Genomic DNA, 11,577 nt, shown 5'->3' with positions numbered 1-11,577 from the left:
ATGCTTGCGGCCCTGCCAGCGGGCGGCTCCGCCCGCCCGGTCAGCGAGAGACCGCCGGGGGGATCGAGGCCGGAAACGCGTGTTCGGGAAAGCCGGTGCGCGGGTAGCGACCGTCGGCGGGTCGCAGGTCGTAGCGGACGGCGGGCAGGCCTGCCAGGACTCGCTGGAAGCAGTGGCTGCAGCCGCAGAGGAGTGCCACCCGGAGGCCGTGGTACTTCACGAGGCTGCCGTGGTGCAGGGCCGGAGTGCCGGGCTTGAGGATGTTGCGCATGGCCTTCCTCCACTGTCCACCATCTAATCGATTCTTAAAGCATTACATGCGTGGCGTGCGCGATGCAAGTTTTAAGAGTCGATAGTTCGTCGGGCCCGCTCGCCGTCGAGGCCTGCGCGGTGGAGGCGGGCGCCGGGTCGCTCAGGGGGCGCAGTCCGGGCATAGGAGGTCGTCGTCGAGCGCTGCGGGGTCCAGGCGGTCGCAGGCGGAGCAGTGCAGTTCCTCGCGGGCGCACCTCTCGGCGCGGTCGAGGATCTCGTACCAGTCGAGGCCGTGAGCCGCAGCCCAGACCTGCAGGTCTGCGACGACGTCGGCGGCAGATATCTCGGGTTCGTCGAGTGCTCCGTGCTCGCTGCGGTACCGGTCGATGAGCGCCGCTCCGCGCGCGGCGGGATTCATGCTCCTCCAGGGGTGACGGGGCGAGGTCGCCCAGGGTTCACTATTTGCATCTTAAGACTATACGGCAAATGATGGTCTGCGTCATGTCTTAAGACTCGTTGAGTGTCTTGGATGCCTCGCAGCCGAAAGGAATCGATCCTCGTGCCCTACATCCACATCTGCCTGTCACAGGGCGACCGCGTCCAGCGGCCGGTCGGAGGCAGCCGCGTCGTCCTCGGCACCGTCAGCAGCGTCAGCTGGGAATCCACCACCGGGGGGCGCTACTTCATCCTGTGGGACGGCTCCGCTGTCGCCCGCCGATACACACGCGAGCAGCTCCGGCAGCAGGGCATCCGCCGAGTGGGTGAATCGACGGGACCGGCAGGTGGCTAGTGCCACTCCGCCAACGGTGGCGACGTCCCTGGCCCAGAAGCCGGTGGACTTCCCTCCCTTCGGTAGCGAGCAGGACAGGGTGGCGGATGAAATCTATCCACAGGCAAACGGCCTGAAGATCCCGGCATGGCTTCTGAACAGCACCTGGATGCCCCTGTCACTCACCACGAACCGGACGCCTGCCGACCGCCGCGACCGCTCTCCCCCCATCCGGCCGGGCCCTGCCCGACGGGACACCGGTCCGGCACGGGGAAGGAACTCCCACCCCCGCCGGACCTCAAGGCCGATGTCCACCCCAGCCGCCATTTTCAGGAGCGCCTGTTGGAGGACCCCGAGGACCGCCGGGCGTGGCAGGGCCTGCGTGCCTCCTACGAGTACATGGCCAAGAGCTGGCGGGAATGGACCGACGAGCAGCCCGGATACGACCTGCCCGTGCGAGAAGGGCTGCGCCGCGCCCGCCCGGCACCATGGGCGGTGGAGATCTGCTGCGGCACCGGCGAGGCCACGGCCGCGATCGCCGAGGTCGTGCCGACGGTGACCGCCTGCGACCTGAACCCGGAGATGCTGCGCCGACGCGCAGGCACCCCGCACGGGGTCCAGTGGATGGTGGCCGACGTACGGTCGCTGCCGTTCGACAACGGGCAGGTCCCCCTGGTGGTGTCGCTCAACGGCGTGTTCTACCCCGCCGAGCTCGCGAGGGTCCTCGTGCCCGGCGGGCAACTGCTGTGGTGCACTTCCTTCGGGGAGGGAACACCGCTGTACGTGTCCCCGGAGCGGATGCACCAGATGCTGGGCCCGCAATGGGGAGCCGAGAACGGCCGGGCCGGACACGGGCAGTGGGCGCTGTTCACCGCTCCCGCGGCGTAGCCGGGCGTGGACAGGACAGGACGGCAGGGGTGCTCACAGCCGGTGGGCGTCGATGTCGCCGGCGGTGATCAGGGCGCCGCGCAGTTCCTCCAGCGCTTCGACGGGTCGCTGTGTGGATGGAAGGCGACCGGCGGCGGCCAGCAGCTGGCGGGCCTGGTCGCGGACGGTCGCGTCCCGCCAGGGGTCGACACTGGGACGGGCGACGAGCACGGCGGCGATCTGGGCAGCCCGGGGGTCTTGAGGGCGGTGGGCCGCGCGGCGGGCGACCTGGTCGGCGCCGCGGAGAGCGGAGGTGTGGCGGGCGGAGATGAGTGTGAGGCCGAGCCAGGTGTCGTCGTCGAGGCTGTCCGCGGCGGCGAAGGCCCCGGCACCGGCCAGGGCGCCGGCGGGCAGGCCGGCCCCCACTGCGGCACGCCACACCTCCACCGCCGCCGCGGTGGTGTCCGGGTCGGCGGCGCGAGCGGTGTGGTGGGCCAGGACCTCCAGCAGGCGGGAGACGGCGGCCGGGCCGCCGTCCCCGCCGGCAACCTGAGCGATCAGCTCGGCCGGGTCTCCCAGAAGGCGTCGTCGGTCCAGCAGGGCGAAGGCGATGTGGGTGGCCGCATCCGGCAGGGTGTCCTCGCGCAACCGGGCCAGCAACTCGGCTCGGTCGAGGCTGGCCAGCAGTGGGGACCAGGACATCGTTCCCCAGCGCAACCATGCCGAGGCGGCAGACGGCCTGTCCGTGGGCAGGGAGAGCAGGACCGAGCGGTGGCCTTCGACCCAGTCGGGGGCCAGGTCGTACAGCAGCGGGAGGTAAGGGCCGAGCGCGGCCGCAGTCCGTCCCTGGTGGCCGGTGGCTTCCACGACCGTCTCCAGGTGGCTACGGAGCCGGTCGGGCAGGCCAGGTCCGCAAGCGGGCGTGCGGTGGCGGGCGTGGGCCAGCAGGCACTGCAGCGCACGGCCTGCCAGGTCGGTACCGACGATGTCGGACGGCTGTATATCGTCGCCGTGTGGCAGGGCACCACCGGGCGAGCTGACTGTCTGGGTCAGAGGGGCGGTCAGGTCGTACAGGTGGTCCAGCGCGGTGGGCAGGACGGGGCCGAGGTCGGCGTCGGCGCGCCAGGCAGCGGTCAGCAGGTCGAACAGGGCCTGGTCGATGAGAGCTACGCGGTCGGCGAGAGCCTCGTCCAGGGCATCGTTCGCGGCAGAGCCGGCCCTGCGGTCGGAGGCCTCGGCCGTTGTGCCTCCCCCGGCGCTCTCGGAGGCGTGCAGGCTGCGGCTCAGGGAGAGCGCTTCGGAAGCGGCCTGGGGTAGCGCGGCAAGGGGGATGGCGCGTCGGCGGGCGTGGTCGGCGATCGCGGCCAGGTAGAAGGCGCGCAGTACCGGCAGGCGGAGGGCCGCACAGATGGAGGCCGGGGTCTCGGTCCAGGCCTGCGGATCGTCCTCCACCAGGTGACGCAGCACCATCAGATAACCGGCGGCCCCGGCGTCCGGTGCGGCCGCCAGGGCGGCGGCGGCGGCGGCTTCAGGTCCGTGGTCGGCGGTGATGGCCGCCGCCTGCTCCCCGCCCACGGCCGGCTCGGGCTCATCGATGACCGCTACCAGCGGGGTGGAGGTACGCGGGTCGTCCGGGCCGGCGGGCGCGGCCCGGCGCAGCCGGGCCAGTGTCGGCTCCCAGGCGGAGATGACCGGGGTGGGCAGCACCGGGGACCAGTCCCATACGCGCAGCCACGTGTGCGGTGGCCGGTGCTGCCCGCCCGGCTCCCAGGCGGCCAGTTCCTGGTCGGTGGGCGGTGCGCCGAGCGCGGCGGCGGCCTGGGCGCGCACGGCGGCGGCCGACTCGGGCGGGCAGGTGCGCAGCACGCGGTCGACCAAGCGGGCCGCCTCCGGGGTGGGCCGGTGGGCCAGCAGCGCGGGCACCAGCGCGGCCGCCCGTTCCCACCACACCGCGGCATCGGCCGTCCCGGGCGCGGGCGGGACCTGGTCCAGGTGGCCGGCCAGCAGCCGGTCGTGCAGGTACGCGTCCGCCCTTCCCACGGGACCGTCCAGCGCCTGAACCCGTTCGTCCAGCGGCACACCGGCACGGGCGTCGGCAGCGGCCAGGTCGAGTACGGCACGGGCCAGCAGCGGCCCGAGGAACGCGGACGGATCGGCCAACGACACCTCGGCCAGGTCCTCTTGGAAGACGATGTGCCAGGTGGCGGCGTTGGTGAGGCGCGCATCCGCCTCCAGCGCGCGGGCGAAGGCGTACCGGATGGTCATCACCTGCGGATGCGCCTTGGTGGCCGCGGCATCACCGGTGGCCGACGCGGGCGGATGGGCGGTGCGCAGCAGTTCGGTCAACAGCCTGCTCACCTCGTAGCCGGGCAGGCGCGCCGGAGCGGGCTCACCGGGTTCGGTGACATCCTCGGGCATCATCTCCCCGGTCTCCCCGGCCGGAGCGCGGCGCCACCCCGTGGCGGCGTGCTCGCCGCGGACCGCGGCGAGCCGCAGTGCCTGCACCGTGTGGATCCAGTCCTCGTCCCGGCCGGTCAGGGGGATGCTGAGCGCCCAGTCGGCGGCCAGCCGCAGCGTCCAATCGTCGATGGCGCCACCTGGGCGGCCGCGGCGCGTCAGGTCGGCGACCGCAACACGGACCTGGGGGTTCAGGCCGATACCGGGGCGGGCGGCCAGTCGCAGGAACGTAGCCGTGGCGGCCGGTCCGGCCGCGGTGATGCGATCGGCGTGCTCGGCCAGCCACGCCCGTGCCCGATCCGGAGCGGCGGCGGCGAGGTGATCGAGGTAGGGGGCAGCCGGCCAGTGGTCTTCCGCGCTGGTGGTATCAGGCATCAGCAGGACTTCATCCAGCAGTTCCAGCCAGGCCGCAGAAGGGCGAGAGCGGAAGAAGTAGCTGGTGGCGCGCGGGTCCGCCCAGCCGGACAGCGTCTGCGCATCGGCCCGCGTGGGCTGTTCCAGACCAGTCAGGGCCAGGACCTCCTCGGCCCGGCCGGGCAGCGGCACGAACACCTCACGTGCTGCGGCCAGGAGCCGACCGTAGCGGCCGGCGGCGCGGTCCAGGTCCGATCCGGTGCCGTGCAGCACAGTCGAGGCGCTCCCGTACAGCTCGCCCCACATATCCAAGGCCTTGTGCTGCGCAGCGCCCAGCTTCACCTCCAGAACCCGTTCGGCCACGTTCGTCGCCCGGCGGCGGTGATAGCCACCAGGGTTCTCCAGCTCCTGGCGCATCACCTCGGCAGCTTCGCGGATCCGCTCCCAGGCCGCCTGCGGATACCGCACACGCCGCCGACGGCCGGGCGAGGCCGGCCCCGCTCCGTCAGCGGCGTCCGGCGCAGGCGGAGTGTAAGCGTCGACCGCCTTCAGCAAACCGCGAGCCGCGCCCTTCAGCCCGATCGGCTTCCAGCCCTCCGGGGCGGCGCCGGGCAACTTCAGTAGGGCGTCGGCTGCACCGCGCAGGCACGAGTCGGCGATCTCCGCCCGCTGCTGGTAGCGGTCATCACCGAGCATGCGGTACGCATCCCGCAGCAGACCCAGCGCCCGGGCCCCCGCCTCGCCCTCCTCCTGCAAGGCCGCGGCCAGCGCCTCGTCGACCGGTTCCAGGCCAGGGCTTGATCAAGTTCCGTAGATGTCCGGGTTGTTGGTGATGCCCAGGATGGGGAGTGCTCGTTGTGGGGCGTCGCGGATCGCCCGGGTGGTCTTGGCGATGTTGTCGGCTCCGAGGGTCTTGAGCAGGCCGACGGCGAGGTTGCGCCAGGTGGCCATGGCGCGAGGTGCGGTGCCGGTGTGGACGGTGGAGGCGTCCTCGGCGAAGGTCACGTCTCTCATGTGGTGCAGGGCCTCCACCGTCCAGTGGCCGCGGACGGCGGCGGCGAGTTCGGCCGGGGTGGTCTGGTGGGCGTCGAGGCTGGTGACGGCGTAGGCCGTCTCGCGGCTCTCGCGCTGGCCGGTTGGCCGGCGGCGGCGGTGGTGGACGCGGACGGCGAGGCGGGCGTGGGGGAAGGCGATCCCGCCGAGTTCGTCCGCGATGCCGCACATCTTGAGGGAACGGGACTCGCGGCGGCCGTGTCCGGTGGAGGTTGTGGTGTGCTGGACCGGGACGTCTGACCAGGGCAGGGCGGCGAGCTGCCGGTGTGCGGTCGGCTGATTCGCCTTGATCACTGCGATGTAGTGGGCGTTCTTGGTCCCGACCAGCCAGGTGACGTTCGCCTTCACCGAGTGCAGCGCGTCGAAGGTGACCAGGACTCCGTCCAGGTCCAGCGGCTCGAGCAGGGGCTTGAAGTGCGCGGTCTCGTTCGTCTTGGCTCCGACCTCCGCCTGGGCGAGAGTCACGGAACGGTGGTGGGTGACCGCGGACAGCAGGTGCCTGCGGGTAGCGGCCAGGCGGGCTGATCCCTTCAGCGCTTTGCCGTCGACGGCGATCACGCGACGCTGTCCGGCCCTGTCCCCGGCTGCCACGTGCCGGTCGTTGAGGCAGGCACCGACCGCCCGGTCCAGGGCGTCACCGGCGACAGCTGCCAGCACCCGGCCGATCGTGGTCCGCGAGGGAGCACGGCGCCACTTCAGCGGATGCCGGCGGACTCCGACGGCCGTCAGCACGGTGTCCGGGGCCCGCTGGGCCCACTCGGCGATCTCGTCCACGCTCCTGGCTCCCGACACGGCCGCGCACGCACAGACGAGCAGGATCGCGGTCAGCGAGTACCAGCGGCCCCGCCGTCCGCGCGGGTCGGGCACGGTGTCCAGGAAAGGCCGCAGGCCGGCGACCTGACCGGCGTCCAGCGGACCCAGCTTCACCAGCACCGGCGGGATGGGAGAAGATACAGCGGCAGGCACGGGCCACCTCGTGATCGTTGAGCTTAGAGGGCAGTTCGTGAGTTGATGTCCGTTTCGAAGTGAGGTTAGGGCAGGGCTGCTGATCACGTGTTCGTCGGCTACTGCTTCCTGGCGAAGCTGCCGGCGTCGATCTCGGTGAGGATGCCGAGTTTGACCAGACGTTTCAGCTTGGCGCGGGTGCCTTCGACGTTCTTCGGCAGCAGCTCATGATCGAGGGCTTCGCAGACGTCACGGGCCCGCAGCGGGCCGGTGGCCTCGTGGAAGACGGCGAGGATGCGGGGGTAGTCCGGGTGCTCGGGCAGGTCCGGTGGACCGGCCGGGAGCCGGTCGGCAAGGCCGGTGACGGTCTTCCGGGTGATCGCCAGGTGTTCGAGGTGGGTCTCGGCCTCCCGCAGCCGGCCCTGCAGTTCGCCGATCTGTCCTCGCAGGTCGTCAGCCAGGGCCCGGGCGGCATCCTCCTGGAGGTCCAGCGCGTCGAGCAGGGGCCGGAGGTTCACGCGGTCACCGCCTGCGCATCGCGCCAGGTGGGAGTGTTCGCGCCGGTGAGCTGGCGGGCCATGACGTGGGTCATGGCCCAGTAGACGCGGGAGGCGGAGGAAGCGGGATGGTGCTCGTAGTCGCGGACCAGGCGCCGGTGCAGTATCAAGATCCCGTAGGTCTGCTCGACCCTCCACCGCTTCGGCTGCGGCACGAAGCCGGTGTCCTGCGGGTTGCGCTCGACGATCTCCACGTCGATGCCCAGGCCGACGCCATGCGCGACGACCTGGTTCTTGAAGCCCTGATCGACCAGGGCTTTCTCGACGGTGCCGCCGGTGTGCGCGGCGACCTGGTTCAGCAGGGCGATACCCGCGGCGTTGTCGTGCGTGTTCGCGGCCAGCACGACAACCGCGATGACCAGACCCAGCACGTCCACGGCCAGGCCCCGTTTGCGGCCCGGCACCCGCTTGGCCGGATCGAGGCCGGTCGTGGAGGAGGGGACCCCGGCAGCCACGTGGACGCTCTGGGTGTCCAGCACCACCAGGGTCGGGTCCTCTAACCGGCGGGCCCGCTCGCGGACCTGGCAGCGCAGCAGTTCATGGATGACCTGGTCGGTTCCGTCGTCGCGCCAGGTGGCGAAGTAGTAGTACGTCGCGCTCTTCGGCGGCAGGTCGTGCGGGAGGTAGGCCCACTGACAGCCGGTCCGGCTCTGGTAGAGGATCGCGTTGACGATCTCCCGCATCGAGTATCTGCCCTGGTGGCCGCTGACCGAGCGGTGCCGGTCCTTCCACGCGGTGATCACCGGCTCGATCAACGACCACTGCTCGTCCGATAAGTCACTCGGGTACGGCTTGCGTCCATTCACCTCATCACATCAACAGATCAGCGGCCTCGGGCCGACAGGTTCCGCTCACACTCACACCATCAGGCGACGGCGGAACCACTCAAACACTCACGAACCGCCCTCTTAGACACCCCAATGATCACGAAGCCCGTGCCTGCTCTGCTATGCACCCCAACCGGTCGTCGCCCGACCAACCGCACCACTCCGGAACTTGATCAAGCCCTGGCCGGGTAAGTGGGCGGTCGTGGAGCCGTCGGCATTGCGAGCGGTCAGGCGGTTGCCGTCGGGGGCGTAGAGGTGTGCGGTGGTCTTGCCGTCCTCGGTGACGGTGACCAGGTGACCTTCGGTGTCCCAGGTCAGGTCCTGAGTGCGGGTGCCTCCGGTGCGGGCGGTGGTGGTGCCCGCCTCGTCGTAGGCGAAGGTCTCCTGCCGGCCGTCGGCGGTGCCTCACCGTGCCACGCTCGGCATGCTCAGCAATTTCAGTTATTGTTGCCGAGGACTGTCCAGAGCGCGCCTGCGCCTGAAACTACGGCACACAGGACGAGACACAGGTCAGCGCTCGCACACCATGTCCAACGGACCCGCGAAGCGACCCGAGCGCCACTCACCGGGTGACTTGAACGAAGCCGATCGTTGATTATTCGCACTGCTTCGTCGCTTGTACCCTTGAAGCGGTCGACGAGAGAGCCGCCAAAAGTGAAAACCGGGATGACTTGATCGTCACCTATCTGCATTTGCAGCGTTCGTCATCGCCGACCGAGACACTCCGAATCATCACCTTCGGAACGACAGTAGTGCGCAGAGGATTGATTACGAAGAGCTCATCGCCGAGCGACACTACCTTGCAATTTGCGACCCGTCCGACAAGTTCTGCCAGCGCAAAAAATACCGGCACCCCCTGCCATCCGGTTCGGAATCCGCTCACTGAGGTGACGTTAACCACGGCCGCGAGCGTTCCGACTCCGGTTCCCGTGACGACAAGTACGGAAAAACCATCCAGGATTTTCGCCTCAATATAATCGGCGCCATCTCACCTTTCCTTCCCTTTGGTGGCCAAACTGGACGACGCTGAACCCCTCTCACCCTGTGCTCGGGGGGACAGTGGTCGGTGGGCGGAGGCGCAACGGGACGAGGCCCCTGACCGTTGTGCTGGTGATCCCACCCATCAGCACTTCACGCAGGAGCCTCGTTGGTTCCCGTACCGAGCCGTGCTCGACGTCCCACACGAGGTCGTCGAGCACGTTTCCCGGCCGAGCTACGCCCGAAGGCGGGAACCGCACTCCCGCCGGCGCCGGTTGAGCTGCTCCCACCAGGTCCTGCTGGTGTTGGTCCACCTGCGCGCCAACGGAACGCTCGCCCAAGTGGCCGCCGGGTTCGGGGGCTCCACCGCCACCGCCGGCCGATACGTGACCGAGACCGTCGGCCTCCTGACCGAGCACGCCCCCGCCCTGCGTGCCGCGCTGCGCGAGCCGCCGGAGGAGTTCGTCATCGTCGACGGCGCCCTGCTCCCCCCGGCCGGGGCACTCCCCCAGCCTCCGACCGGGGCACCCCTACCCGGCCGAAGGCTGACCGAAGTCCTGGCGTAAGACGCCTCGGCCGCCTGCCGGGTGGAGAGGTTGGGGCAGGAACCGCAGCACCCACACGGTGGCCGGCCGAGCCGGGGAGAGACCGGGACGGCCATCGCATGGACACCGGGAGACGAAGTCCTCGTCGTCCTCGTCGTCCCGGGGTCCGTCGAGGTGGTCACGCACCCCCGTGGCCGTGGTCCCCGCGGAGACTGCCGGCCCGCGCCATCCGAGCCGTGAACTCGGGCACCACCACACCGGACAGGGGGCGAACGGACGCCGGCCGCCCGGGGAAGGAGGGCTGTACAGGACCAGCCGAAGCATCCCGGACCGCCGGCACCCTCGTCCGCGGAACTTCGAGGCCTCCGACGGAGTCGCTCACCGGCAACGCCGGCAGTCGGATGCACGAAGGCCACGAGACCGCTTGCGGAGTCAGTTCGCACTGCCGCAACATCATTACGGGGCTCGTGACGTGCTGAGACGCCGAGGACTTGGCACCCCTGCCACCCCGTAGGATACGCTCCATGGCTAAGGCACCTGTTCTCACCCCTCAGGCGGAAGACTTCCCGCGCTGGTACCAAGATCTGATCAACAAGGCCGAACTGGCCGACAATGGTCCTGTGCGCGGCACCATGGTCATTCGACCGTACGGCTTCAGCCTGTGGGAGCGGATGCAGCAGGAGATGGATGCCAGGATCAAGCGAGCCGGCGCCCAGAACGCTTACTTTCCCATGTTCATTCCGCAGTCGTATCTGACGCGGGAGGCCGAGCATGTCGAAGGGTTTGCGCCGGAACTCGCGGTCGTCACTCACGGTGGTGGCAAGCAGTTGGACGAGCCCGTCGTCGTCCGACCCACATCGGAAACGATCATCAACGAATACTTCTCCAAGTGGGTTCAGAGCTACCGGGATCTTCCGCTACTCATCAATCAGTGGGCCAACGTCGTCCGGTGGGAGAAGCGCCCGCGCACCTTCCTGCGCACCACCGAGTTCCTCTGGCAGGAGGGGCACACCGCCCACGCCAGCTATGAGGAGGCGCGCGACTACGCCGCGATGATCCAGCGCGACGTCTACGAGGACTTCCTCGTGAATGTACTCGCCATCTCCACCCTGGCAGGGCGCAAGACTCCGAGTGAGCGGTTCGCCGGCGCCATCAACACCTTGACCCTCGAGGGCATGATGGGCGATGGGAAAGCGCTCCAGCTCACCACCAGCCACGAGCTGGGTCAGAACTTCGCCAAGGTCTTCAATACCGATTACCTGACGGACACCGGCGGGCGCGAGCACGTCTGGCAGACCTCGTGGGGCAGTACGACCAGAATGGTCGGTGGCCTCATCATGGTGCACGGCGATGACCACGGCATGCGAGTACCCCCGCGTCTCGCGCCCATCCAGATCGTCATCGTGGCCGTGAAGGACGACGAGACCGTCGTGGCCAGGGTGCGGGAGCTCGGCCGGGAATTGGAAGCGGCGGGTGTTCGGGTCTGGGTCGACGACCGCGTCGACGTGCCCTTCGGCCGTCGGGCGGTGGACTGGGAACTGAAGGGCGTACCGTTGCGCCTCGAGATCGGGCCCCGCGACCTGGAGAACGGCACCGGTATGCTGGCCCGCCGGATCGCCGGCGGAAAGCACCCGCTGGAGCTTGCCACACTGACCACCAAGGTGCCCGAGCTGCTGGAAGAGGACCAGGCACTGTTGCTGCGGCAGTCCGAGGAGCACCGCAACGCCCGCACGATGGACGTCAACACCCTCGACGAAGCCGTCGAGGCCGCCGCCAACGGCTGGGCCCGTATTCCGTGGGCCAAGCTCGGCCCCGAGGGCGAGGCCGCTCTCGGCGAGCGGGGCGTCACCGTCCGATGCCTCGTCGCGGAGGACGGCTCGGTCCCGACGTCGGACGACGCCCCCGGCACCATCGCCGTCATGGCCCGGGCCTACTGAACACTGGCGGTCACAGCGACGGAGCGGCCGACGCGG

At 69.9% G+C, this 11,577-nt stretch carries 10 protein-coding genes; 4 read left to right on the top strand and 6 right to left on the bottom strand.

What is annotated here, in order from left to right:
• Positions 1 to 40: 40 nt before the first annotated feature.
• Positions 41 to 271, bottom strand: a complete 231-nt coding sequence (locus tag ACGRHY_RS28885; protein ID WP_394638610.1) for a hypothetical protein — start codon at positions 269 to 271, stop codon at positions 41 to 43.
• Positions 272 to 412: 141 nt separating this feature from the next.
• Positions 413 to 670 carry a hypothetical protein gene (locus ACGRHY_RS28880; protein ID WP_394638609.1) on the bottom strand — a complete coding sequence of 86 codons (258 nt, stop codon included), beginning with the start codon at positions 668 to 670 and terminating at the stop codon, positions 413 to 415.
• 141 nt (positions 671 to 811) lie between these two features.
• Here ACGRHY_RS28880 and ACGRHY_RS28875 point away from each other — a divergent pair, with 141 nt between their 5' ends.
• Positions 812 to 1,042 (top strand): hypothetical protein, encoded by a 231-nt coding sequence (locus ACGRHY_RS28875; RefSeq protein ID WP_394638608.1) that lies wholly within the window; start codon positions 812 to 814, stop codon positions 1,040 to 1,042.
• A 321-nt stretch (positions 1,043 to 1,363) separates the two neighbouring features.
• Positions 1,364 to 1,909 carry a class I SAM-dependent methyltransferase gene (locus ACGRHY_RS28870; protein WP_394638607.1) on the top strand — a complete coding sequence of 182 codons (546 nt, stop codon included), beginning with the start codon at positions 1,364 to 1,366 and terminating at the stop codon, positions 1,907 to 1,909.
• Positions 1,910 to 1,942: 33 nt separating this feature from the next.
• On the opposite strand, the gene ACGRHY_RS28865 is transcribed toward ACGRHY_RS28870, so the two are convergent.
• From ACGRHY_RS28865 to ACGRHY_RS28850, 4 genes are all read right to left on the bottom strand, one after another.
• Positions 1,943 to 5,455 carry a hypothetical protein gene (locus ACGRHY_RS28865; RefSeq protein WP_394638606.1) on the bottom strand — a complete coding sequence of 1,171 codons (3,513 nt, stop codon included), beginning with the start codon at positions 5,453 to 5,455 and terminating at the stop codon, positions 1,943 to 1,945.
• Positions 5,456 to 5,500: 45 nt separating this feature from the next.
• A complete protein-coding gene (locus ACGRHY_RS28860) occupies positions 5,501 to 6,685 on the bottom strand; it encodes an ISAs1 family transposase (protein WP_394638605.1) in 1,185 nt (394 codons plus the stop codon).
• A gap of 131 nt (positions 6,686 to 6,816) precedes the next feature.
• On the bottom strand, positions 6,817 to 7,215 hold the full coding sequence (locus ACGRHY_RS28855) for a hypothetical protein (RefSeq protein WP_394638453.1): 399 nt from the start codon (positions 7,213 to 7,215) through the stop codon (positions 6,817 to 6,819).
• Entirely contained in the window at positions 7,212 to 8,060 is an 849-nt protein-coding gene (locus ACGRHY_RS28850; protein WP_394638454.1) for an IS5 family transposase, read from the bottom strand. Before ACGRHY_RS28850 ends, ACGRHY_RS28855 begins: the two co-directional genes overlap by 4 nt.
• A gap of 1,187 nt (positions 8,061 to 9,247) precedes the next feature.
• Here ACGRHY_RS28850 and ACGRHY_RS28840 point away from each other — a divergent pair.
• Together ACGRHY_RS28840 and proS are read left to right on the top strand one after the other, a co-directional pair.
• Entirely contained in the window at positions 9,248 to 9,625 is a 378-nt protein-coding gene (locus ACGRHY_RS28840) for a helix-turn-helix domain-containing protein (RefSeq protein ID WP_394638604.1), read from the top strand.
• A gap of 503 nt (positions 9,626 to 10,128) precedes the next feature.
• Positions 10,129 to 11,541, top strand: a complete 1,413-nt coding sequence (gene proS / locus ACGRHY_RS28835) for a proline--tRNA ligase (protein ID WP_394638603.1) — start codon at positions 10,129 to 10,131, stop codon at positions 11,539 to 11,541.
• Positions 11,542 to 11,577 lie beyond the last annotated feature (36 nt).

Origin of the sequence: Streptomyces shinuiensis, from assembly GCF_043660855.1 — a bacterium.
Taxonomy (GTDB): domain Bacteria; phylum Actinomycetota; class Actinomycetes; order Streptomycetales; family Streptomycetaceae; genus Streptomyces.
This window is presented reverse-complemented; position numbering and strand designations above follow the sequence as displayed.